This window comes from Methylobacterium sp. Leaf91 (assembly GCF_001422815.1).
GTDB lineage: Bacteria > Pseudomonadota > Alphaproteobacteria > Rhizobiales > Beijerinckiaceae > Methylobacterium.
Genome location: NZ_LMMP01000011.1, coordinates 24701 through 47953, shown reverse-complemented (window position 1 = coordinate 47953; position 23253 = coordinate 24701). Strand labels below are relative to the sequence as shown.

At 67.3% G+C, this 23253-nt stretch carries 26 protein-coding genes and 1 riboswitch; of the genes, 10 read left to right on the top strand and 16 right to left on the bottom strand.

What is annotated here, in order from left to right:
* Positions 1–24 precede the first annotated feature (24 nt).
* The 4 genes from ASF32_RS10435 to gcvT form a co-directional block, all read right to left on the bottom strand.
* Entirely contained in the window at positions 25–537 is a 513-nt protein-coding gene (locus ASF32_RS10435) for a methylated-DNA--[protein]-cysteine S-methyltransferase (protein WP_056427449.1), read from the bottom strand.
* A 502-nt stretch (positions 538–1039) separates the two neighbouring features.
* Positions 1040–3886, bottom strand: a complete 2847-nt coding sequence (gcvP, locus tag ASF32_RS10430) for an aminomethyl-transferring glycine dehydrogenase (RefSeq protein ID WP_056427446.1) — start codon at positions 3884–3886, stop codon at positions 1040–1042.
* 234 nt (positions 3887–4120) lie between these two features.
* Positions 4121–4483, bottom strand: coding sequence for a glycine cleavage system protein GcvH (gene gcvH, locus ASF32_RS10425; protein WP_056159241.1), 363 nt, complete (start codon positions 4481–4483; stop codon positions 4121–4123).
* Positions 4484–4534: 51 nt separating this feature from the next.
* Entirely contained in the window at positions 4535–5665 is a 1131-nt protein-coding gene (gene gcvT, locus ASF32_RS10420) for a glycine cleavage system aminomethyltransferase GcvT (RefSeq protein WP_056427443.1), read from the bottom strand.
* A 50-nt stretch (positions 5666–5715) separates the two neighbouring features.
* A riboswitch (glycine riboswitch) is annotated at positions 5716–5823 on the bottom strand.
* Between the two features lie 252 nt (positions 5824–6075).
* Between gcvT and ASF32_RS10415 the strand changes: the two genes are divergently transcribed.
* Positions 6076–6837 (top strand): Fe-S cluster assembly protein HesB, encoded by a 762-nt coding sequence (locus tag ASF32_RS10415; RefSeq protein ID WP_056427440.1) that lies wholly within the window; start codon positions 6076–6078, stop codon positions 6835–6837.
* Positions 6838–6852: 15 nt separating this feature from the next.
* Here the strand turns inward: ASF32_RS10415 and ASF32_RS10410 are convergent, their stop codons facing one another.
* The gene (locus tag ASF32_RS10410) at positions 6853–7137 is read right to left on the bottom strand and encodes a type II toxin-antitoxin system RelE/ParE family toxin (RefSeq protein WP_056427437.1); all 285 of its coding nucleotides are present in this window, start codon (positions 7135–7137) and stop codon (positions 6853–6855) included.
* Positions 7127–7372: a type II toxin-antitoxin system Phd/YefM family antitoxin gene (locus tag ASF32_RS10405; protein WP_056427704.1), complete on the bottom strand. Its 246-nt coding sequence runs from the start codon at positions 7370–7372 to the stop codon at positions 7127–7129. Before ASF32_RS10405 ends, ASF32_RS10410 begins: the two co-directional genes overlap by 11 nt.
* Positions 7373–7605: 233 nt before the next feature.
* On the opposite strand from ASF32_RS10405, the gene trpS reads away from it, so the two are divergent.
* The 3 genes from trpS to tam are packed head-to-tail and all read left to right on the top strand — an operon-like array spanning position 7606 to position 10178.
* The gene (trpS, locus tag ASF32_RS10400) at positions 7606–8676 is read left to right on the top strand and encodes a tryptophan--tRNA ligase (protein ID WP_056427434.1); all 1071 of its coding nucleotides are present in this window, start codon (positions 7606–7608) and stop codon (positions 8674–8676) included.
* The gene (locus tag ASF32_RS10395; protein ID WP_056427432.1) at positions 8676–9374 is read left to right on the top strand and encodes a haloacid dehalogenase type II; all 699 of its coding nucleotides are present in this window, start codon (positions 8676–8678) and stop codon (positions 9372–9374) included. The genes trpS and ASF32_RS10395 overlap by 1 nt, the downstream gene beginning before the upstream one ends.
* 27 nt (positions 9375–9401) lie before the next feature.
* Positions 9402–10178, top strand: a complete 777-nt coding sequence (gene tam / locus ASF32_RS10390; protein WP_056427429.1) for a trans-aconitate 2-methyltransferase — start codon at positions 9402–9404, stop codon at positions 10176–10178.
* A 148-nt stretch (positions 10179–10326) separates the two neighbouring features.
* Here tam and ASF32_RS10385 read toward each other — a convergent pair whose 3' ends face one another.
* Positions 10327–10980, bottom strand: a complete 654-nt coding sequence (locus ASF32_RS10385; RefSeq protein WP_018044186.1) for a pyridoxamine 5'-phosphate oxidase family protein — start codon at positions 10978–10980, stop codon at positions 10327–10329.
* A gap of 199 nt (positions 10981–11179) precedes the next feature.
* On the opposite strand from ASF32_RS10385, the gene ASF32_RS10380 reads away from it, so the two are divergent.
* Both ASF32_RS10380 and ASF32_RS10375 read left to right on the top strand, forming a co-directional pair.
* Positions 11180–11536 (top strand): type II toxin-antitoxin system RelE/ParE family toxin, encoded by a 357-nt coding sequence (locus ASF32_RS10380; protein WP_082470252.1) that lies wholly within the window; start codon positions 11180–11182, stop codon positions 11534–11536.
* A 54-nt stretch (positions 11537–11590) separates the two neighbouring features.
* On the top strand, positions 11591–11890 hold the full coding sequence (locus tag ASF32_RS10375) for a hypothetical protein (protein WP_056427426.1): 300 nt from the start codon (positions 11591–11593) through the stop codon (positions 11888–11890).
* A 202-nt stretch (positions 11891–12092) separates the two neighbouring features.
* Here the strand turns inward: ASF32_RS10375 and ilvC are convergent, their stop codons facing one another.
* From ilvC to ASF32_RS26435, 9 genes are all read right to left on the bottom strand, one after another.
* Positions 12093–13112: a ketol-acid reductoisomerase gene (gene ilvC, locus ASF32_RS10370; RefSeq protein WP_019904456.1), complete on the bottom strand. Its 1020-nt coding sequence runs from the start codon at positions 13110–13112 to the stop codon at positions 12093–12095.
* Positions 13113–13138: 26 nt separating this feature from the next.
* Entirely contained in the window at positions 13139–13783 is a 645-nt protein-coding gene (locus tag ASF32_RS10365; RefSeq protein WP_056427423.1) for a TetR/AcrR family transcriptional regulator C-terminal domain-containing protein, read from the bottom strand.
* Positions 13784–13876: 93 nt separating this feature from the next.
* On the bottom strand, positions 13877–14515 hold the full coding sequence (locus tag ASF32_RS10360) for a glutathione S-transferase (RefSeq protein WP_056427420.1): 639 nt from the start codon (positions 14513–14515) through the stop codon (positions 13877–13879).
* A complete protein-coding gene (locus tag ASF32_RS10355; protein ID WP_056427414.1) occupies positions 14512–14895 on the bottom strand; it encodes a type II toxin-antitoxin system PemK/MazF family toxin in 384 nt (127 codons plus the stop codon). The genes ASF32_RS10360 and ASF32_RS10355 overlap by 4 nt, the downstream gene beginning before the upstream one ends.
* A complete protein-coding gene (locus tag ASF32_RS10350) occupies positions 14879–15103 on the bottom strand; it encodes a MazF family transcriptional regulator (RefSeq protein WP_244478044.1) in 225 nt (74 codons plus the stop codon). The genes ASF32_RS10355 and ASF32_RS10350 overlap by 17 nt, the downstream gene beginning before the upstream one ends.
* Before the next feature lie 112 nt (positions 15104–15215).
* Positions 15216–15758 carry an acetolactate synthase small subunit gene (ilvN, locus tag ASF32_RS10345; protein WP_018044192.1) on the bottom strand — a complete coding sequence of 181 codons (543 nt, stop codon included), beginning with the start codon at positions 15756–15758 and terminating at the stop codon, positions 15216–15218.
* Between the two features lie 24 nt (positions 15759–15782).
* Positions 15783–17558: an acetolactate synthase 3 large subunit gene (locus ASF32_RS10340; protein WP_056427408.1), complete on the bottom strand. Its 1776-nt coding sequence runs from the start codon at positions 17556–17558 to the stop codon at positions 15783–15785.
* 271 nt (positions 17559–17829) lie between these two features.
* On the bottom strand, positions 17830–18282 hold the full coding sequence (locus ASF32_RS10335; protein WP_082470254.1) for a carboxymuconolactone decarboxylase family protein: 453 nt from the start codon (positions 18280–18282) through the stop codon (positions 17830–17832).
* Entirely contained in the window at positions 18200–18481 is a 282-nt protein-coding gene (locus tag ASF32_RS26435; RefSeq protein WP_244478045.1) for a hypothetical protein, read from the bottom strand. The genes ASF32_RS10335 and ASF32_RS26435 overlap by 83 nt, the downstream gene beginning before the upstream one ends.
* A gap of 431 nt (positions 18482–18912) precedes the next feature.
* Here ASF32_RS26435 and ASF32_RS10325 point away from each other — a divergent pair, with 431 nt between their 5' ends.
* From ASF32_RS10325 to ASF32_RS10310, 4 genes are all read left to right on the top strand, one after another.
* On the top strand, positions 18913–19419 hold the full coding sequence (locus ASF32_RS10325; RefSeq protein ID WP_056427405.1) for a chemotaxis protein CheW: 507 nt from the start codon (positions 18913–18915) through the stop codon (positions 19417–19419).
* A gap of 61 nt (positions 19420–19480) precedes the next feature.
* On the top strand, positions 19481–20935 hold the full coding sequence (locus ASF32_RS10320; RefSeq protein ID WP_056427403.1) for a CheR family methyltransferase: 1455 nt from the start codon (positions 19481–19483) through the stop codon (positions 20933–20935).
* The gene (locus ASF32_RS10315; protein WP_056427400.1) at positions 20932–21516 is read left to right on the top strand and encodes a chemotaxis protein CheW; all 585 of its coding nucleotides are present in this window, start codon (positions 20932–20934) and stop codon (positions 21514–21516) included. Before ASF32_RS10320 ends, ASF32_RS10315 begins: the two co-directional genes overlap by 4 nt.
* A 55-nt stretch (positions 21517–21571) precedes the next feature.
* The gene (locus ASF32_RS10310; protein ID WP_056427397.1) at positions 21572–23242 is read left to right on the top strand and encodes a methyl-accepting chemotaxis protein; all 1671 of its coding nucleotides are present in this window, start codon (positions 21572–21574) and stop codon (positions 23240–23242) included.
* The last annotated feature ends 11 nt before the right edge of the window (positions 23243–23253 follow it).

Genomic DNA, 23253 nt, shown 5'->3' with positions numbered 1-23253 from the left:
CAGATCGAAAGCATCGCGCCGGGTTCAGAGCAGGCTGAGCTGCGCCGAGACCCTGGAGGTCGCCCCGCGCTCAAGCGCGAGCAGCCATCGTTTCGTATCGAGGCCGCCGGCGAACCCCGTGAGGCTGCCCGCCGCGCCGATGACCCGGTGGCAGGGAACGACGATGGGGAGCGGGTTGGCGCCGTTGGCGGCCCCCACCGCCCGGCTGGCGCTCGGACGGCCGATTCGCCTGGCCAACTCGCCGTAGCTGATCGTCTCGCCCGGCGGGATGTCCATGAGCGCGGTCCAGACTTGCCTCTGGAACGGCGTGCCGCGCGGGTCGAGTTCGAGGTCGAACCGGGTCAGCCGGCCTTCGAAATAGGCACTCAATTGCCGCCGGGCTTCGGCGAAGGCCGCGTCGTCCTGGTGCCAGTCGGCCCGGGGTGTCACCGCGCCCTTGCCGGTGGGAAAGCCGATGCAGCGCAGGCACTCGTCCGCTCCCGCGAGAAGCAGCGCGCCGATGGGCGTGTCGAGGAAAGTGTAGCGGGTGTCGGGCATGGCGGATCGTCTCGGGCCGGCGGTTGCGCGCCTCGGGAGACCGCCATCCTACACGGAGGGAAGCGGCCCTCCTCCCCAGCGGATCTCGGGCCTGCCTGAGATCCGTCGAGCTTGTGGGGAGGAGTTGGAGGTGGGGGTGGTTGGGCGACCCTCATACCGCCGAGGCTGGCGGAGCCACCCCCACTCCTAACCTCTCCTGGAAGGCAGGGCGATCGCATATGCCGATTCGCCTGTCAGAAACCCGCTGGCACCACCCCGTCATCCCGGGTCCGCGCAGCGGAGCCCGGGATCCAGAAACACAAGTGGTGCAGGACTTTACACTGTCGGCGGCTCTGGATTGCACGCCTCTGGCGCGGCCCTCCGGGTCCGGGCTCGCCTGTGGCGACCCGGAATGACGGCGTGGTGTCATATGCGATCGCCCTGCCACAAGGGGGAGAGGGACGCGCTCTGCCCGTAGGAGGAGAGGTGTGGAACCAGTAGGCGAGGAGGCGGAAAACCCGCCCTATTCGGCCGCCTCGCTATAGGCATCCACCGGCGGGCAGGAGCAGACGAGGTTGCGGTCGCCGTAGGCGTTGTCGACGCGGTTGATCGGCGGCCAGTACTTGTCCATGCCGAGACTTCCCGAGGGGAAACACGCCGCCTCGCGGGAATAGGGCCGCTCCCACGGGCCGATCAGGTCCGCCACCGTGTGCGGCGCGTGTTTCAGCGGGTTGTCGACCTTGTCCATCCGGCCTTCCTCGATGGCGCGGATCTCCTCGCGGATCGCCAGCATCGCATCGCAGAATCGGTCGATCTCGCCCTTGGTCTCGGATTCCGTGGGTTCGATCATCAGGGTGCCGGCCACCGGCCAGCTCATGGTCGGCGGGTGGAAGCCGCAATCGATCAGCCGCTTGGCGATGTCCTCGACGCCGATCCCGGCCGATTTCTGGAACGGCCGCACGTCGATGATGCATTCATGCGCCACCCGGCCCTGTGCCCCGGCATAGAGCACCGGATAGGCGCCCTTCAGGCGGCTCGCGATGTAATTGGCGTTGAGGATGGCCACGCGGGTGGCCTGGGTGAGGCCGCGCCCGCCCATCAGCAGGCAGTAGCTCCACGAGATCGGCAGGATCGAGGCCGAGCCGTAGGGCGCCGCCGAGACGGCCCCTTCCTCGGCCGTACGCGGATCGGAGGGCAGGAACGGGATGAGATGCGCCTTGACGCCGATGGGACCCATGCCGGGGCCGCCGCCGCCATGGGGGATGCAGAAGGTCTTGTGCAGGTTGAGGTGGCTGACATCGGCGCCGATATCGCCGGGGCGCGCAAGGCCCACCATGGCATTGAGGTTGGCCCCGTCGAGATAGACCTGGCCGCCATGGGCATGGACGATGTCGCAGATCTCTCGGACCCGCACCTCGAACACCCCATGCGTCGACGGATAGGTGATCATGCAGGCCGCGAGGTTTTCGCCGTGCAACTCGGCCTTCCGCGAAAAGTCCTCCACGTCGATGTTGCCGTGCTGGTCGGCGCCGACCACGACGACGCTCATGCCGCACATCTGCGCCGAGGCCGGGTTGGTGCCGTGCGCCGAGGACGGGATCAGGCAGACCTTGCGGTGCCCCTCCCCGCGCGAGAGGTGGTAGGCCCGGATAGCGAGCAAGCCGGCATATTCCCCCTGCGCGCCGGAATTCGGCTGCATCGAGATCGCGTCGTAGCCGGTGATCGCGCAGAGCTTGTCGGAGAAGTCGCGCAGGAGTTCCTGGTATCCCTCGGCCTGATCCGCCGGCACGAAGGGGTGGATCTCCGAGAATTCCGGCCAGGAGATCGGCAGCATCTCGGCGGTGGCGTTGAGCTTCATCGTGCACGAGCCGAGCGGGATCATCGCGCGGTCCAGCGCCAGGTCGCGGTCGGCGAGGCGACGCATGTAACGCGTCATCTCGCTCTCGGCCCGGTTCATGTGGAAGATCGGGTGGGTGAGATAGACGGAGGTGCGGAGATTCGCCTCGGGGAGACGCTGCGCCGGCCAAGCCTCGTCATAGCTCAGACCTTCGCCGCCGAAGGCGCGCCATACCGCCTGGACGATGTCGGGCCGGGTACGCTCGTCGACGGTGATGCCGATACGGTCCGAGCCCACTTTCCGTAGGTTGATGCCGTTCTTCACCGCGTTCTGCAGGATCAACCCCTGGAAGGCGCCGACCTCGACGGTGATCGTGTCAAAGAAGCCCTTCGGCTCGACGGTGAAGCCGAGACTCTCAAGCCCTTCGGCGAGGCGCACCGCGTCGCGGTGGACCCGGGCGGCGATGGCCTTCAATCCGCGCGGCCCGTGGAACACCGCGTACATGCCGGCGATGACCGCCAGCAGCACCTGTGCGGTGCAGATGTTCGACGTCGCCTTCTCACGACGGATATGCTGCTCGCGGGTCTGCAGGGCGAGGCGATAGGCCCGGTTCCCCCGCGCATCGACGGAGACGCCCACGAGCCGGCCCGGCAAGGTGCGCTTATGCGCCTCGCGGGTGGAGAGATAGGCCGCGTGCGGGCCGCCATAGCCCATGGGTACGCCGTAGCGCTGCATCGAGCCGATGGCGATGTCGGCGCCCATTTCGCCGGGGGGCTTCAGCAGGGTGAGGGCCAGGGGATCCGCGGCCATCACCGCGACCGCGCCGGCCTCGTGCAGGCGGGCGATGATCTCCGAAAAATCGTGGATGGCGCCGCAGACGCCGGGATATTGGAAGACCGCGCCGAAGACCTCCGTGGGGTCGAGATCGGTCGACGGGTCGCCGACGACGATGGTCCAGCCCAGCGGCGCGGCACGGGTCTTCAGGACGGCGATGGTCTGGGGCAGGCATTCGCCGTCGACGAAGAAGGCGGTCTTGCCGTTGCGGGCGATACGCGAGGCCATGCCCATGGCTTCCGCCGCCGCCGTGGCCTCGTCGAGGAGCGAGGCATTGGCGATGTCGAGGCCGGTGAGGTCGCAGACCAGGGTCTGGAAGTTCAGCAGCGCCTCGAGCCGGCCCTGGCTGATCTCGGGCTGGTAGGGCGAATAGGCGGTGTACCAAGCCGGGTTCTCGAAGATGTTGCGCTGGATCACCGGCGGCATCGTGGTGCCGTGGTAGCCCTGGCCGATGAGCGAGACGAGAAGCCGGTTCTTATCGGCGATGCCGCGCATATGTTCGAGCACCCGGCGCTCGGTGAGCGACGTGCCGAAATCGATGCGCTCTTCCTGGCGGATGTCAGCCGGCAAGGTCTCGTCCACGAGGCCGTGCAGGCTCTCGGAGCCGATCACGGCCAGCATCGCCGCGATTTCGGCGGTGGTCGGACCGATATGGCGGCGATTGGCGAAATCGTAGGGATCGTAGCGATCGTTTGGCATGATGGGCCTCGGAGGTGCAATTGACGGCTGTGCGCGTCCCTCTGCCCTCTGCGGGAGAGGGTGGCCCGCGAATGCGGGTCGGGAGAGGGGAGCGCGTTGTCCGGAGAGGTCGCCCTCTCTCCCGCCTGCTCCGCAGGCACCCTCCCCCACCCAAATTGGGCTTGGCCCCATTTGGGCACTCAGGAACAGATCTCGGGCAGGCCCGAGGTCTGCGGGGGGAGGGTGGATTGGGCGCTACTTCGCGAACTCGGCGTAGGCGGCCTCGTCCATCAATCCGTCGAGGGAGGCGACGTCGTCGAGGCGGAGGCGATAGAGCCAGCCCGCGCCCTGCGGGTCGGTGCCGATGCTGGCCGGGTCCGACACGGCGGCCTCGTTGATTTCGGTCACCTCACCCGAGACCGGGGCGAACACATCGGACGCGGCCTTCACCGATTCCACCACCGCCGCGGCCTCGCCCTTGACGAGCTTGGCGCCGACCTTGGGGAGTTCGACGAAGACGAGGTCTCCGAGCTGCTCTGCCGCATGGGTGGTGATGCCGATGGTGGCGACATCGCCCTCGATGGCCAGCCACTCGTGCTCGTCCGTGAATTTCAGCATGATGCGCTCCGTGAAGAGGTGGTGTGGGGGAAGTCGGCCGGGGGCCGGGATTCAGCTGCGCTTGAAGCGCGCCGGCACGAAGGGAAGCGCCACGACCGAGACCGGCAGGCGCCGGCCGCGCACTTCCGCGAAGAGGCGGGTGCCGGGCGTCGACAGGGCGGCGGGGACGTAGCCCATGGCGATGGGCGCCTTGCGGCTGGGGCTGAAGCCGCCGGAGGTGACCCGGCCGATGGCCTCGCCGGCTTCCTCTGCGACGAGCGCGGCCCCTCCCCGCACCGGGGTCGGGCCCTCCGGCAGCAGGCCGACGCGTCGCGACGCGGGACCGTCACCGATCTCGCGGAGGATGCGCTCAGCGCCCGGAAAGCCACCCGCGCGCGCGCCGCCCTCGCGGCGGACCGGCTGGATCGCCCAGGTCAGACCGGCCTCGACCGGGCTCGTCCCGGCATCGATATCGGCTCCGTGCAGACACAGGCCGGCTTCCAGCCGCAGGGAATCGCGTGCGCCGAGGCCGACGGGCTCCACGTCCCTGTCCTGCAGCAACGCCTCGGCGACCGCATCCGCGGCATCCTCGGGAAGGGAGATCTCGAACCCGTCCTCCCCGGTATAGCCGGAGCGGCTGACGAGGGCGGACGCGCCGAGGAGCTCCACCCACTTCACATCGAGGAAGCGCATGGCGGCGGCCTCCGGGGCGAGCCGTGCCAGGGCGCTTTCGGCCATCGGCCCCTGGAGGGCGAGGAGCGCCCGGGGCAGCACCGTGATCTCGCACAGGCCGTCCAGATGAGCGCGAAGATGGGCCTCGTCCGCCATCTTGTTGGCTGCGTTGACCACCACGACCAGGCTGTCGTCGAGGCGCGCGACCATGAGGTCGTCGAGGATGCCGCCGGTGTCACCGGTGAGGAAACCGTAGCGCTGCCGGCCGGGCGCCAGCCCCAGCACGTCGATCGGCAGGAGGGTTTCGAGGGCGCGCGCGAGCTCCGCCATGCCGCCCGGACCTGGCTTCAGCTGGATCTGGCCCATATGCGACACGTCGAACAGACCGGCCGCCTTGCGGGTGTGCAGGTGTTCGGCGATCAGGCCGGCCGGATAATGGAGCGGCAGCGCATAACCCGCGAAGGGCACCATGCGGGCGCCGTGGCGCAGATGGAGCGCGTGAAGCGGTGTGCTGGAAGCGTCGAGCGGCATCTGGTCACCCCATGACAGATCGGCTCCGGATGCTCGATCGAGCGATCCGGCTACCCCCATCTGTCACGGTTACCTGAGAGCTTCTCCCGCCCCGCGAGGGACCGGGATTTCTCCTTCGGTGGACGCCCGCGAAGGCGCCTCTCTCCAGATTGTCAAAACGAAGCGGTGATTGTGCCTGAGAGTTTCCGGGGGTGGTTGCTCCGTCGGCGCCATGACCGGTTGGTACCGGCCTGGGCTCTCCCGCTTCGTCATTCGCTGACGGACAGAGCCTCGCATGACCTTCGCCGGGGCGCAAGGTTCGGGCTTTCACCTTGGCGCAACTGTCAGTCTATTGCACGATACTGCTGCCCTGCGGCACTTCCTCTCGCGCCGGATCGGAACCGGCGGGACTCGGCGCGGATTCCGTTGTCATGTCCATCGCATCCGGGCACGACCTCGCCGGCCCCCGCCCCCGGCAGACCAGACGCTCCGTTCCCCTCGCGGATGCGAGCCTGACGGACAAGGCGCTCGAGATCCATCGCCGGCTCTGCCCCGTCTACGGCTGCCCGATTCCGTATTTCCACAGCCTCGATCCCTTGAGCGAACTCGTCTCCTCGCTCCTGTCGCACCGCACCCGGAATGCCGATTCCGGTCGCGCCTTCAAGGCGTTGCGGGCACGCTACCCGGATTGGGCCGACCTCGTGAGCGCGCCCGTGGAGGAGATCGAGGCCACCATCTCCGGCGTGACATGGCCGGAACTGAAGGCTCCCCGCATCCGTGCCATCCTGGCGGCGGTGGCCGAGCGCCACGGCTCCCTTTCGCTCGATTTCCTGAAGGAGATGGAGGTCGATGCGGCGCGCTCGTGGCTCGAGGCGATTCCGGGCGTCGGCCCGAAAACCAGCGCGGCGGTGCTCTCGTTCAGCCTGTTGCGGATGCCGGCCCTGCCGGTGGACAGCCACCACCACCGAGTGGCGCAACGCACCGGCCTCATCGGCGCGAAGGTCGATGTCGGCCCCTCGCATCCGATCCTGCGGGCGCAGCTTCCGGCGGATTGGAGCGCGCAGGATCTCTACGACAACCACGAGATCCTGATGCTCCATGGCCAGGCCGTGTGCCATCACCGCAATCCGGCGTGCGGGAGATGCGTGCTGCTGGACATCTGCCCGACCGGGCAGGCGCGGCAGCGGGGTTAGGCGGTAGCGGCGGCGCTACCGCTTGGCGGCTCCGTATACGGCACTTCGCTCCCGCTTGCCGACCGCCACCACCGTCACGGTGACCGTCGTGTCATCGACACGGTAGACCAGGCGATAGCCTGCGGACCTCAGCTTGATCTTGTAGCAATCCTTCAGGTCGGCATCGCGCAGCTTGTCCGCTTCGACCCTCGGGTTCAGCAGACGCTCCGCCAGCTTCTTCTTGAACTGCCCCCGGAGCGTCTCGCCGAGCTTGTGCCACTCCTTGAGCGCGGAAGGCAGAAACTGGAGTTCAAAGGGCATCCAGGGTGACCCGCACGGGCACTTCCCCGGAGCGGGCTTTCACGATCGACGCCAGCACGTCGTCGTCAATGGCGTCCATCATGGCCTCGAAGGTCTCCGGCGGGACCATGTAGCCCATGACGCGGTTGTGGTTCAGGATCGCCACCGGTGCTCCGTCGGCGCGGTTCATCACCGATGTCGGGCTCTTCTTCAGCTCCGACACACTCACCGCCACATCGGCCATGACACTCTGCAGCTGAGCTTCCATTCGCGACTCCACCGCCTGCCGCCTCCCTGGAACGGCAGAGGCGATCTCGTCTCGGTACCAAATTGCGTACGAAAATTCGATCTTTTTCGGGTTCGATGCGGCGTATGCCGTCAAGCTGTGCACCTTGACCACCCATGGTGAGCCGTTCAGAACGCAAACGTCGGTGCCCTGACCCGAGCGTCGGCTTCTCCCTCGCCATCACGCCATAGGAACCACGCGCGATGACCGCGTTCACAGAGCTCGTGTTCTCGGGCGTCCAGCCCACGGGCAACCTGCATCTCGGCAATTACCTCGGCGCGATCAAGCGCTTCGTGGAGATGCAGGAGCGCGACGCGCAGTGCCTCTACTGCGTCGTCGACATGCACGCGATCACCCTGTGGCAGGACCCGGCCGCCCTGAAGGGCCAGATCCGCGAAGTCACGGCCGCCTTCCTCGCCGCCGGCATCGACCCGAAGCGCAGCATCGTCTTCAACCAGAGCCAGGTGCCGGCCCATGCCGAGCTCGCCTGGATCTTCAACTGCGTCGCCCGCCTCGGCTGGCTGAACCGCATGACCCAGTTCAAGGACAAGGCCGGCAAGGACCGGGAGAACGCCTCGATCGGGCTCTACGCCTATCCCGTGCTGATGGCGGCCGATATTTTGGCCTACCGCGCCACCCACGTGCCGGTGGGCGAGGACCAGAAGCAGCATCTCGAACTGACCCGCGATATCGCCCAGAAGTTCAACAACGACTTCTCGGAGTCGATCTCCGCCCATGGGCACGATGCGGGCGAGGGCTTCTTCCCGATCACCGAGCCGCTGATCGGCGGCCCGGCCGCCCGCGTCATGTCCCTGCGGGACGGCACCAAGAAGATGTCGAAGTCGGACCCCTCCGACAATTCGCGCATCAACCTCACCGACGAGGCGGATACCATCGCCAACAAGGTGCGCAAGGCCAAGACCGATCCTGAGCCCCTCCCCTCCGAGACGGCCGGTCTGGCCGCACGGCCCGAAGCCGACAACCTCGTGGGCATCTTCGCGGCGCTGAAGGGCGTCACCCGCGACGAGGTGCTGGCCGATTACGGCGGTGCCCAGTTCTCTGCCTTCAAGGGGGCGCTGGTGGAGCTCGCGGTGGAAACCCTCGCGCCCATCGCCTCCGAGATGAAGCGTCTCGTGGCCGACACCGACTATATCGACTCCGTCCTCGCCGATGGCTCCGAGCGCGCCGAGGCCATCGCGGCCCCGACGCTGGATGCAGTGAAGGACATCGTCGGTTTCGTCCGGCGCGGTCCGCGGTTGCGGACCGTCCAGTAATGATCCGGGCGCTCGTCTTCGACGTCTTCGGGACGCTCGTCGACTGGCGCTCGGGAGTGGCCCGCGAGGCCGCACGCCTCCTCGGCGCGGAGGCGCCCACCCTCGATGCCGACGCTTTCGCGGATGCGTGGCGCCGGCACTACGGGCCTTCGATGGAGACCGTGCGTTCTGGGGCCCGGCCCTTCGTGGACCTCGATATCCTCCATGCGGAGTCCCTGCCCCTCGTTCTGGCGGAGTTCGGCATCGTCGGCGCGCCGGATGCCACACGGCGGGAACTGGTCCAGGCCTGGCACCGGCTCGACGCTTGGCCCGACGTACCGCACGCTCTGCGGCGCCTTCGGACGCGCCACCTCCTGGCGCCAAACTCGAACGGTCATATCCGGCTGATGGCCGACCTCGCCCGCCGCAATGGGCTGATCTTCGACGCGATCCTGGGTGCCGGCCATTCCCGCGATTACAAGCCGAAACCCGCCCTCTATCACGATGCGGTGGCGGCCTTCGGCTTCGCTCCGGCGGAGACCTTGATGGTCGCCGCCCATTCGGGCGACCTCGCGGCAGCGGCGAGCCACGGCCTGTCCACCGCCCATATCGCCCGCCCGCGCGAGCACGGGCCGGGCGGTGGCGAAACGGCGCCCAATGTTCCGGTTACTTATGCAGCCCGTGACCTCACGGATCTGGCCGACCAGCTCGGCTGCTGACGACGACGGAGCGGAAGGGTGAGCACGATGGCCGATTGGAACCCAGCCCTCTATACCCGCTTCGAGGACGAGCGTACCCGTCCGGCGGCCGAGCTCCTGGCCCGTGTGCCTCTCGAAGCCCCGCGCCTCGTCTACGATCTCGGATGCGGCCCCGGCAATTCCACCGCGCTCATCACTGCACGCTTTCCCGAAGCGGAGGTGATCGGCCTCGACACCTCGCCGGCGATGCTGGAGCGTGCGAGGAGCCGCCTGCCCGGCCTCGCCTTCGCGAGGGCCGATGCGGCGACCTGGATCCCCGAGCAGGCGCCGGACCTGATCTACGCCAACGCCGTGCTGCAATGGCTGCCCGACCACCCGGTGCTCCTGCCCCGGCTCCTCGGCCTCCTGGCACCCGGCGGGGTGCTCGCCGTGCAGATGCCCGACAATCTCGCCGAGCCCTCGCACCGGTTGATGCGCGAGGTGGCGGGTGCCGGTCCCTGGGCCATCGGCGATCCGGCCGTGGCCGGGCGGCTCGGGCGGATGCTGGAGCCGGCCGGCTATTACGACCTCCTGGCGCCCCTCGCGGCCGAGGTCGATGTCTGGCGTACCGCCTATCATCACCCGATGACGGATGCCGCCGCCATCGTCGAATGGGTCAGGGCGACCGGGCTCCGGCCCTTCCTCGACCCGCTGGACCCCGAGGATACGGCCGGGTTCCTCGCCGCCTACACGACGGCGATCGATGCGGCTTATCCGCCGCGCAGCAACGGGGGACGCCTGCTCGCGTTCCCGCGGGTCTTCATCGTCGCCCGCCGGGCGGACTAAGCAGGCTCGCAAAAGTGCTCACCGGTTTTGCGTCCCAGAACCTGCGATACTTCAAGGGCCTAAGCGAGGTGAAGCGTTGGCTCACCGACGCGAACCTGCTGAGCGCACCGACCCGGATGCGATGGCCGGGACGGTGCGCGGCCGGGTTTCAGCTCTCGCCGCGCGCCACACGTGCCTCGTATTCCGGCAGGGCGAGCTGGCCTTCCTTCTCGACCCGCGCCTTGTCCTCGTCCGAGATCACGTCACCGACCATGTCGAGGCGCTTCCACAGGGCGAGCGGCGTCTCCTTGTCGGGGCGCGGCACGTATTTGTTCTGCGACACCTTCTGGTACTTGTGGATGTAGCGCGGGCAATTGACCCAGGCCTTCGTCACCTCGATCTTCACGAGGTACTTGGCCTCGGTGTATTCGGCCATCAGCGGATCGTCGCGCAGCATCCGGGCGTGTCCCTGGACGCGGACACGGTGCGGGGTCTCGAAATCGATGAACAGCAGCCCGACCTTGGACTGACCCTCGATGTTGCCCATCGAGTACCACATGCCGTTCCCGTCGAGGCCGGGGAAGACCAGCGTGTTGGCGTCGAGCACCTTCACGAAGCCGGTGCTGCCGCCCTTGTAGGAGACGGTGGGCATGCCGTCGGGATCGACCGTGGACAGGAAGAACATGTCGCGGCTGCCGATGAAGGCGGCCTCGTCGGGGCCGATCTCGTCATGCACCCAGCCGGTGTCGAGACGCTCGGCGAGCTTGACGGTGTTGTACTCTTCCTGAAGCGCGCGATGCTCGTCGTAATAGAGCGAAGCCATGGGTGTCCTCCAACCTTCGGCCGCTCTCAGATGGGCAGCCGTTACGGAGCATGATCGCCGGATTTGCTTAAGAGTACAACGGGGGGCGTCCGTCCCTCCCTCCTTCCCTTCAGAGCCGCCGACTGCCGGGCCGGATCGCTCATGGAGGTCGGTGGCGTACGTCGTTGACGTATGGGCGGTGTTGGCTTAGACGATCGGAATGCCCTCGCCCCTGCATACGGTCGCGGAAACCTCCGAGTTCGTCAGGGATGCGGATGCCGAGCGCATGCCGGCCGCAACTCGGACGGCCCTCAAGGACATGCTCGCCGCGAACCCGGAGGCGGGTGATCTCATCGTCGGCTCGGGTGGTATCCGTAAGGTGCGCGTCGCCGGGCGGGGCAAGGGCAAGAGCGGCGGCTATCGCGTTCTCGCTGCTTATGTCGGGCCCGATGCACCGGTCTACCTCCTGGCGGTTCTGAGCAAGGCGGACCGGGAGACCTTCTCGCCGGCGGAAGTCCAGCAACTGGCTCGGCTAACGCTTTCCATCAAGGCGCATTGGCAGAAGCGTGGAAGGTGACGCGCATCCATACGGCAACCAGGGCATCGCCCTCTCACAGGAGCAAGGTCGACCATGGGCAGGGATATTTTCGAACGAACCCTTTCCGCTCTGCGGGAAGCCGAGGAACACGCGCTGGGAGGGATGCCGGCCGGTCTCGTCGTCCATGTTCCCGAGACCGTCGATGTCGCCGGGATCCGCAGGCGGACCGGCAAGGCACAGCCAGCCTTCGCCGCGAGCATAGGCGTGCCCGTCGCAACTCTCAGGCAATGGGAGCATCAACGTCGCCAGCCTCAGGGGCCGGCGCGCGTACTCCTGGCTCTCCTCGACAAGAACCCTCGCCTCGTCGAGGAGACGCTCGGTCAGGTGCCATGACGGCAGAGAGATCGCCGCTCTTCCGCACTGGTTCGGGAGACGGCGGCCTTCGCAAGATCGAGGGGCGGGCAATGGGAGCGTCATCTCCCGAGATAAACTTCCTTGCCCGGTCGCGCACGAAAAAGCCGGCCCCGCTCGCACGAGGCCGGCTTTCTCCGCGAGGGGGGCAGCCGAGCGAAGCCCGGCCGCCCATCACAAAAAATCAGTTCTTGGACTTGTCGACCAGGGCCTTCTCGGAGATCCACGGCATCATGCCACGGAGCTTCGAGCCGACTTCCTCGATCGGGTGACGGGCGAGCTTGGCGCGGGTGGCCTTGAACGAGGTCTGGCCGACCTTGTTCTCCAGCATCCAGTCGCGGGTGAACTTGCCCGACTGGATATCGTCCAGCACGCGCTTCATCTCGGCCTTCGTCTCGGCGGTGACGATGCGCGGGCCGGTGACGTATTCACCGTACTCGGCGGTGTTGGAGATCGAGTAGTTCATGTTGGCGATGCCGCCCTCGTAGATGAGGTCGACGATGAGCTTCACCTCGTGGAGGCACTCGAAATAGGCCATCTCGGGAGCGTAGCCGCCCTCGACCAGGGTCTCGAAACCGGCCTTGATGAGTTCGACGAGACCGCCGCACAGCACGGCCTGCTCGCCGAACAGGTCGGTCTCGCACTCTTCCTTGAAGGTCGTCTCGATGATGCCGGCGCGGCCGCCGCCATTCGCCGAAGCGTAGGACAGGCCGAGATCGTGCGCGTTGCCGGAAGCGTCCTGCGCAATGGCGATCAGGGTCGGCACGCCGCCGCCCTTGAGGTACTCGCCGCGCACGGTGTGGCCGGGGCCCTTCGGGGCGACCATGAGCACGTCGAGGTCCTTGCGGGGCTCGATGAGGTTGAAGTGGACGTTGAGGCCGTGGGCGAACAGGAGGGCGGCGCCCTGCTTCATGTTCGGCTCGAGCGACTCCTTGTAGATGTCGCCCTGGAGCTCGTCCGGGGTGAGCATCATGACGACGTCGGCCTGTTTGGCGGCGTCGGCGACGTTCATCACCGTGAAGCCCTCGTGCTCCGCCTTCTTGGCGGTGGCCGAGCCCTCGCGGAGGGCGATGACGATGCCCTTCACGCCGGAATCACGCAGGTTGAGGGCGTGGGCATGGCCCTGGCTGCCGTAGCCGACGATGACGACCTTCTTGCCCTTGATCAGATTGAGGTCGGCGTCACGATCGTAATAGACCCGCATGGGTTGGTTCCTCTCTTCGTGGGGTGTCAGGGACGGGCCTGGCCGTAGAGGGCCAGGAACTGGTCGACGGCGCGGGCCGCGTCGCGTCGGATCTCGGCGGCGTCGAGGTCGAGCGCGTCGCCGAGGAGAAGTCGGATCTGGACGTCGCGCCCGACCAGACCGAAGAAGGTCCGGAAGGCGGTCTCGCTGTCCTCGAAGGCGAGGAGCCCGGCCGCGCGGCCCGCTTCGAGCACGGGCTTGACCCGCCCGCCGATGGCGAGCCGCCCGTTCGCCAGCACGATGGCGCCGAGGTTGCCCTTGCGCGACCCGGCATGCGCGATGGCGATGCGGTTCAGCACCACCGAGGTGCGGCCTGCGATCACATCGAGCCAGGTCACGGCGAAATCGAGCAGGCGATCGCGTAAGGCGGCCGCATCGAGCGCGCCCACCGCGTCGCGCCCCGCATGGACCCGCGAGGCCTGCCAGCGCACCGTGGCGGTGAGGAGACCGTCCCGGTCCCCGAACCATTTGTACAGGGTTTCCTTCGAGCAGCTCGCCCGGCGCGCGACCGCGTCCATGGTGAGCTGGTCGCCCTCTTCGACGAGGAGAGCGAGCACGGCATCGAGCACCGCCTGTTGGCGGGCCGAGGGCGCCTCATGCACCGTCTCGTCGCGTGCGACCGTCGTGCTCATGCTTCCAGAAAACCAGTACCGTACCGTACGGTACGCGGCGGCATAGGCCGATTCGGTTTCCCGGACAAGAGGCGGTGTACCCCCGGTCGAACCTTATTCAGGCAGTTTGAGGCCTTCGCGGGCGAACACGGCCTGCACGGCGGGCCGCGCCGCCATGGCGCGGGCATGCGCGGTCCAGTGGGGAAAGCGCTCCGCCATATCGAAACCGAGCGCGGGTCCCCGGCCCCAGGTCCAGAACAGCAGCAGGTAGGGATCGGCGACGCTGTAGGCTTCGCCGACGGCCCAGCCTCCGTTGGAGAGCTTGACCTCGGTCATGGTGAAGAGGTCGCCGCAGGTCTCGACTCCCTTGGCCTGGATGCCCGGGAAGGCCGTCTCATCGCTCGCGTAGCGCTCGGCCCGGCGGATATGCGCGTAGGCGATATGATGGCCGGTGGAGAGCCAGCCCAGCCATTCGTCGACCCGCGCCTGATCGCGGGGCGCTTGCGGCCACAGGCCGGCCTGCGGATGACTGCGCGCGATGTGGCGCAGGATGGCGGTGTTCTCGGTGAGCACCCAATCCTCCTCCACCAGCGCCGGCACGCGGCCGCGCTCGTTGATAGCGAGGTATTCGGCCGCCCGCTGGTCGCCCTTGGCGAGGTCGAGCCGCACGGTCTCGTAGGGCGCTCCCGTTTCCTCGAGGGCGATGTGGGAGGCGAGCGAGCAGGCGCCGGGGGCGTAGTAGAGGGTGGTCATTGAGCTGAGCCTTCCTGGGCCGCACTGCCGAACTGCAAGCCGATCAATGCTGCCACCTTCGCGCGGACTTCCGCGAGTATGGGATCGGGGACTGTCCCGAGGGAGCGGAGGATGCGCGCTCTGCGGTCGATCGAGCGGACCTGATCGGAGAGGATTGCGCCATCGACGCCCAGACCCGCTGGTAGAAAGACCTTCGTCGGCCAGGGATCGCGATTGCGGGTGACCGGGCAGATGATGATCCGCCGGGTCAATTTGTTCGTCTCCAGGGTCGAGATGACGAGGACCGGTCGCTTTCCGCGTTGCTCGGTTCCGAGGACGGGGTCGAGATCAACAAGAATCAGGTCCCCTGGCTCATACGGCCGATCAGCGGGGATCGTCATCGTCAATGATCTCGGAACCGACATCCGGTCCCCAATCGACCGTCGGAGGCTCGAAATCCGGCCCGAGTCGCTTCATCTCTGCTGCCATCTCGGCCATCGTGAAGACGGGGAACCCGTTGACGTAGCGGCGGGCGGGCGGAGGCGCGAGAGGAGCAGGCACTGGATCGATGTCCACTTCCTGGCCCTCGACGAGACCGAGCTTCCGCACGTCCTCTCGGGTCAATGAGAGGACGAAATCCTCTCCACTCCGTTCCAGCCTCGCTCTCATCGCATCACCCCCGGCACATCTCCGGCACTCTACCACCCTCGGCGAAAAAGCCTCACATCGCTTCCGAGCCACGCCCCATGGCCGCGATGCCCGTGCGGGAGATCTCCACGAGGCCGATCACCGTCATCAGGCCGATGAAGCGGTCGATCTCCTCGGTGGTGCCGGTGACCTCGAACACGAAGGAGTTCAGGGTCGCGTCCAGGGTCTTGGCGCCGAAGGCGGCGGCGAGGGTCAGCGATTCGGTGCGGTGCTCTCCGGTACCCGCCACCTTGACGAGGCAGAGCTCACGCTCGAGGGCCTTGCCCTGGAGCGTGAGGTCGACGACCCGGTGCACGGGCACGAGCCGGTCGAGCTGGGCCTTGATCTGCTGGATCACCGCATCGGTGCCGGCGGTGACGATGGTGATGCGCGAGATGTGGCGCGCCACCTCGGTCTCCGACACCGTGAGGCTCTCGATGTTGTAGCCGCGTCCCGAGAACATCCCCGCGATCCGCGCGAGGACGCCCGGCTCGTTGTCCACGATGACGGCGAGCGTGTGCCGGTTGATCGGCTCGACCCGACCGGCATCGGGGTAGTGTGTGTTCATGGCGTTCATGACGTCTCTCCTCCGCGCCGCCGGTCAGACCAGCATCTTGCCTTCCTCGGAGATCACGTCGCCGAGGTCCATACCGGTCTCGCCGAGGTAGTCGGAGAGCAGCATCTCATTGTGCGCCTTGCCCGACGGGATCATCGGGAAGCAGTTCTCTTTCTTGTCGACGATGCAATCGAAGATGACCGGGCCGTCATGGGCCAGCATCTCGGCGATCGCCCCGTCGAGCTCGCCCGGCTTGTCGCAGCGCATGCCCTTGGCGCCATAGGCTTCCGCCAGCTTGACGAAGTCCGGCAGGCTTTCCGAATAACTCTGGGAATAGCGCGATCCGTGCAGCAACTCCTGCCACTGGCGCACCATGCCCATATACTCGTTGTTCAGGATGAAGATCTTGACCGGCAGGCGATACTGCACGGCCGTCGACATCTCCTGGATGTTCATCAGGATCGAGGCCTCGCCGGCGATGTCGATGACGAGACCGTCTGGATTGGCGAGCTGGGTGCCGATGGCCGCGGGCAGGCCGTAGCCCATGGTGCCGAGGCCGCCGGAGGTCATCCAACGGTTCGGCTCGTCGAACTTGAAGTACTGCGCCGCCCACATCTGGTGCTGGCCGACCTCCGTGGTGATGAAGGTCTTCCGGTCCTTGCAGGCCTCGTAGAGGCGCTGCACCGCGTATTGCGGCTTGATGATCGTGCCCGACGGCCAATAGGCGAGGCAGTCCCGCGCCTTCCAGGTGCGGATCTTGGCCATCCACTCGTCGAAGCGGCCCTGGTCGGGACGCTTGGGCAGGGCCTTCCAGGCCGCGAGCATGTCTCCCAGCACCGAGCCGCAATCGCCGACGATGCCGACATCGACCTTGACCACCTTGTTGATCGAGGAAGCATCGACGTCGATGTGGATCTTCTTGGAGAAGGGCGAGAACGCGTCGAGACGGCCGGTGATGCGGTCGTCGAACCGGGCGCCGATACAGACCATCACGTCGCATTCGTGCATGGCGAGGTTGGCCTCGTAGGTCCCGTGCATGCCCAGCATGCCCAGGAACTGCGGGTTCGAGGCCGGGAAGGCACCCAGACCCATCAGGGTCGAGGTGACGGGAAAGCCGGTGACCTCGGCCAGCTGGCGCAGGAGCGCCGAGGCGTGCGGGCCGGAATTGATGACGCCGCCGCCGGTATAGAGAACCGGACGGCGGGCATTCGCCATCAGCTCGACGGCCGACTGGATCGCCTGCGCGTCGCCCTTGAAGGCGGGGCGGTAGGTCTTGTGGCCGTTATGGGTGGGGCGCTCGTAGATCCCGCTGGCGAACTGGATGTCTTTCGGCAGATCGACCACGACGGGGCCCGGCCGGCCGTTCGAGGCGACGAAGAAGGCCTCGTGCAGGATGCGCGGCAGGTCGTCGATCGATTTGACCAGATAATTGTGCTTCGTGCAGTGGCGGGTGATGCCGACCGTGTCGCATTCCTGGAACGCATCGGTGCCGATCAGGTGCGTCGGGACCTGGCCGGTGATGCAGACGAGGGGGATCGAATCCAGCATCGCGTCGGTGAGGCCCGTGACGATGTTGGTGGCGCCGGGGCCGGAGGTAACGAGGACGCAGCCGACCTTACCCGAGGAGCGGGCATAGCCCTCGGCCGCATGGACCGCGCCCTGCTCGTGGCGCACGAGGACGTGCTTCAGTTCTTCCTGGTGGAAGAGGGCATCGTAGATCGGCAGCACCGCACCGCCCGGATACCCGAACAGCGTATCGACACCCTGATCCCGGAACGCCCGGATGACCATTTCGGCCCCGGTCATGACCTCGCCGCTCATCGTCTCAACTCCCTGAAACCCGGTTGCTCGTTCCGTGTCACGTCTTGGCTCAGGCAACAAAAAAGGGCCCCGAAGGACCCTGCATGCGCCACCATCCGGATCGCGATCCTGCTGTCAGGACCGCCCCGTCGGTGGCGCTTTCGTTACGATAAGGATGACACGCATCGACTTGAAAACTTTTCTCTGTGACCCGCCGAAGGGCGAATCGACATTTCGAGGGGTCTGAATACAGAAGCAATCCATCACGGTCAACGGCCAATCAGAGGCAGGCTCACCGATGGTCGGTGGCGAAAACGTCGCGTGCGATCGCCACGGCGTTGAGCGCCGCAGGGAACCCCACATAGGGAATCATCTGCATGATCGTCTCGATCAAGGCCGCCGGCGTCACGCCGACGCGGAGGGCGGCCTGCATGTGGACCCGGAGTTGGGGCGCGGCCGTTCCCATCGCCGTGAGGGCGGCGACTGTGGCGATCTCCCTCGTCTTCACATCGAGCCCGTCGCGGGAAAACACGTCGCCGTAAGCGAACTCGACGATGTATCGGCCGAGATCGGGCGCGATGTCGTCGAGACTTCTGACGACCGCCGCGCCGTGCGGACCGCTGATGGCCTCCAGTTGAGCCAGTCCGCGTTGATAGCGGGTTTCAGTCGCTGCCTCCTGCGCCTCGGCATGTTGGGCCGCCAGCGGGAGGGCCGTTGCTGAGGTCAGCACGGTACGTCGGGTCATCGTCATTGTCCTTGCTCTCGCGCGTTGCTTCCAGGGCCCGGTAGTGGGTGATCTTGTCATCCAGTCCCGCGATGAGGTCCGACAGTTCCGACCTGCGCGCGATCAGCGCGATGCGATGCGCCTCGAGGAGACTGCGACGGGCTTCGAGGGTCGCATCGCCCTCCGCGCGCAGGCGGCTGTATTCGAGCCGTTCGCGCATGGGCATATCCATCGCCTGGAGCTTGCGAAGGAAGGTCGCCCAGACGAGGTCGTCGCTTCCGTAATCCCGCCGACCGCCGGAATCTCGTCCGCTGCGAGGGAGCAATCCGATCCGCTCATAGTATCGAAGCGTGTCGACGCTGAGCCCGCTCCTCGCTGCGAAGGCACTGATTCTCATCGCGAAACCCCTTCGGTAAAGGCTGTCTACGAGCTGGAGTGCGCTCCAGGTCAAGCGGCTTTTCGACGGTACGGCGAGACCGCTCCGTTCGGCCCGTAAGGTTGCACCCCGGCCGCTCTCTTGGCTGCGCGCGGCAACCTTCGATGGCCTTGCATCCGGCGACATCGGGATGACGAACCCGTTTGCGCCGGAGCGCCCTGTCGTCCTATCTGGCGGGGATCCGAAGTCGTACTTCCTCAGACCCCGCCGGGACGATGCCTCAGTCCGAGATGACGGCCTATCTCATCCTCGACGTGGCCGGCACCGGCTTCGCGATGCGACGCTCGTCCGTGAGCGAGGTCCTGCCCCTCCCCCGCCTCCATCCGCCCACCCTGACGGGCACATGGCTCGCCGGGTTCCTCGATCTCGGCGGGACGACGGTGCCGGTGATCGATCTCGGCCGGCTCCTGATGCTGCCGCCCATGCCCGCACGGGAGGCCGATCCCTACCGCCACCTGCTGCTGTCGGCCGATCGCGGCACGGCGATCCTGGTGGACCGCGCCCGCGATCTGGTTCTCGTCGCCCCGGACGCCGTCCGTGCGCGGGCGGCGGAGACCAGTCTCAACGGCTGTGTCGTCGGCGAGATCGTACAGGGCGAGCAGCTCACCCAGATCCTCGGCATGGACCGGCTCCTCGACGCCGAGGAGCGCCGCCGCGTGCAGGCGCTGACGGAGGCCGCCGCCGCGCGCCTGTCCGATCTCGCCCGTCTCGAAGACGCGTGAACCGCATGCCGCGTCCGAACGAGGTAGGCCCGACAGCGGTTCTGTCTGGGAAGTCCGCCGCATGAAGCGCCCGGTGCGTGCCGTCGCGGAGATCGATCCGGGTTTTCCCGCCCTCAAGGACAAGGTGATCGCCCGGACGGGGCATCACTACTACGCAGACAAGGACGATCTGCTCTTCGACCGGTTGCGCAAGCGCTTCAAGGCCTGCCGCCTTGCCGATTCCCAGGCCTATCTCGCACATCTTGACGGCGAGGCCACCGGGCCGGCGGAATGGGCCGCCCTGGAGGCCGAGATCACCATCGGCGAGACCTTCTTCTTCCGCTACGCCGAGCAGTTCGCGGCGTTGCGCGGGACCATCCTGCCCGGCCTGATCGCCGCGCGGGCGGAGGCGAAGTCCCTGCGGATCTGGAGCGCCGGCTGTTCCACCGGGGCGGAGCCCTATTCCATCGCGATCCTGATCCACGAACTCCTCGGCGATGCGCTGCACGAGTGGCGGATCGACATCACCGGCACGGATATCAGCACCGAAGCGCTGGCGACGGCGCGGGCGGCGCTGTTCGGGCGCTGGGCCCTGCGGACATTGCCGCCGGAAGAGCATGCCCGCTACTTCGTCTGCGGCCCTTCGGTGCCGGGGATCGCGCGCGAGGGCAGCTTCACCTTGCGGCCCGAGTTTCGAAGGATGGTGCGCTTCGAGCACCACAACCTGATGAGTCTCCTCGACGGTACGGCGCCGTCGCATTTCGCCGATTTCGACCTCATCCTCTGCCGCAACGTGCTGATCTACTTTCAGGCCGATGCTGTCCTCGGAATCGTGCGTGCCCTGGGACGCAGGCTGGTGCCGGACGGCTGGTTGCTCATCGGCCATGCCGAGCCGAACCCGGCCTTCGCCGGCACGCTGCAGCCGATGAACCTGCCCGGTACGGTGGCCTACCGACCGCTCGGCGGCGATGCCGTCGCCGTCACGCCTCCCGCGCCGCCCATCGTCCTGCCTCCGGTGACGGTCGCGGAGCCGTTTCCCCCCGTCGTCGAACTGCCGCGATTCGTCCCGCTTCCACCCCCCGTCGTCGAGACCATCCCGCCGCTCGCGGAGCCCGTCGAAGCCGAAGATCCGGACACGGTTCTCGATGCGATCCGGGCTTTGGGGGATTCCGGCCGGATCGCCGAGGGCTGGCGCATGGTCCGCGATGCCCTCCTCGCCACGCCCACGGACGCGCGACTCCACTACTATGACGGGCTTCTCGCCTATGGGCTCGGGCGCGAGGCCGAGGCCGAGCGGGCATTGCGCGGGGCACTCTATCTCGACCGGAGCTTCGCGATGGCGCATTACCAGCTCGGCCTTCTGCTCGCCGCCATCGGCCGGCACGCGGAGGCGGATCGCGCCTTCGACAACGCCATCCGCTTCGGCCGGGCCCAGCCGTCCGACGCCTCCGTGGCGGAAGGAGACGGCCTGACCGCCGGGCAACTGGTCGCCAATGCCGATGCCGCCCGCATGCGCATGAGGAAACCCGTATCGTGATCGAACCGCCCGCTGGGACTGCCGAGGTCGATCCCTACGTGGCCGCCCTCCTCGCCGAGCGCACCGTGGCCCTGGCCTGCCGTGGACGGGAGAGCACGGCTCGGGTCGCGATGACGCCTTTCCTCGTCTGCCAGTCGGGCGACGATCGCTACGGCCTGCCCCTGGAGGCGGTGGCGCAGGTGGTGCCGGCCCGTTCCTATACGCCGGTGCCGGGGGCGCCGGCGGAGCTGCTGGGCCTCATCGCCCTGTCCGGTCGCGTCGTCAGCGTCCTCAGCCTGTCCGGTGCGTTGCGGCGGCCCGTCTCGGCCAGGCCTGGCGACATGCCGGCCTCGGCCGGACATATTCTCGTGCTTCGCGGAGGGATCATGCCGCTCGCCCTCGCCGTCGACCGGGTTCTCGCGGTCAGCGATGTGGACGGCGCCTTCGCGAGTGCCCCGCTTCATCTCGGCGGCTTGGGTGCGGACGCGGTTTCGGGCTATGCACCGGCACCCGGCCAGGACGCCGCCCGCCAGGGCGGCGAGGCCGGCTTCGTCGTCATCGATCTGCCGCGCCTCCTGCGGCGATACCTGCCTCAAAGCTGACGGTAAGGCTCACCCGGGCCTTTTCCCGTCGAGCGGTTTCGGAGCATCGCCAAGCGTGTCGATCTCGATTGGAAAACGGATCCTCTTCGGCTTCGTCGTCGTCACCCTGGTGATGGTCGGACTGGGCGCCTATGCGCTGAGCCAGATCGGGGCCGTCCGCGACAACACGACGACGATCGTCTCGCGGGACCTCACCATCGCGCGCAAGCTCGACGATCTCGGCAACAAGTCTCGTGACCTCGGCAACCTTCGGCGCAACGGCGTGATCGCCGCGCTGATGCGCAACCGGCCCGATACCGAGATCGCCGCGATCATCGACACGTGGCGCCGCGTCGCCTCCGAATCCGAGGCTATCCTCGTCGACACCGTCCGCACCGCCGACGGCTATTCCGCGACGGCACCGTCGCCGGAGCGTGCCGCGATCTGGAAGAGGCTCGGCGAATCCGCGACTATTGCCGCCACGGATTTCCGGAAGCTGCGGACCGCCAGCGAAGTTCAGCTTTCCGCCATCGCGGCCAAGGATGTCGATGGGGTGGAGGCTCGCAACTCCGATCTGAACCGCCTGCAGGACGAGTTCCTGCGCGATCTCGACCGCACCCGCGACCTGCTCGATCAGGGGATCGATGCCGGCCAGCGCCGGGCTACCGACATCTACGAGCGCAGCCTCGTTTCCATCGTGCTCATCCTCGCCTTGTGCGTTCTCCTGAGCATCGTGGTCACCGGCCTCATCCGCCGGGGCGTGGTGAAGCCCCTCGAAGAGGTCATGGCCTTCGCCGAGCAGGTCGGATCGGGCGACCTGACCCGCACCCTCGACCGTACGGGGGGCGACGAGATCGGCCGTCTCGCATCGACCTTGAACAGAATGGTTTCGGGTCTTGCCGACCTCGCCCGGACCAATCGGGCGGCCACGTCCGACCTCAATGCCGCCGCCGCCGAGATCCGCGCTTCCGCCCAGGAACAAGCGGCCAGCGTCGAGGAGCAGTTCGCGGCCGTGCAGGAGACCGCCGCCACGGTGGATGAGATCACCCATTCCGGAGCCCAGATCGGCAAGCGCGCGAGCGAGGTGATCGCTACGGCCCAATCCACCGCGCAGATCTCGCGGGCAGGCCTCAGGGCTGTCGCCGATACGGCCAAGGCCATGGATGCCATCCGCGAGCAGGCGGAGGCCGTCGCCGGCAACATCGTATCCCTCAGCGAGAAGACCCAGGCGATCGGCGAGATCATCACCACCGTCAACGACATCTCGGAGCGCACCCATCTGCTGGCGCTCAACGCGGCGATCGAAGCGGCGGCGGCGGGCGAGAGCGGCCGGAGCTTCGCCGTGGTCGCCTCGGAGATGAAGCTTTTGGCCGATCAGGCCAAGGCGGCGACCGCGCAGGTGCGCACCATCCTGTCGGAGATCCAGAGGGGCATCAACACCTCGGTCATGCTCACCGAAGAGGCGGTCAAGCGCACGAGCACGGGCAAGGCCCGCTCGGACACGACCCAGCGGACCATTGAGGAGATCACCGCCAAGGTCGAGGAGAGCGTCCAGACCTTCCAGCAGATCGTCGCCTCCACCAACCAGCAGCAACTCGGAATCGAGCAGGTGATGGGCGCCCTCCAGAACATCCGGCAGGCGAGCCAGCAGACCGCCGCCGGGACCCGTGAGGTGGAAGCGGCCTCCGCCAATCTCACCGAACTCGCCCAGGCGCTCCTGACGCTCGCCGACCGATACCGGCACTGAGGGGAGAGGCC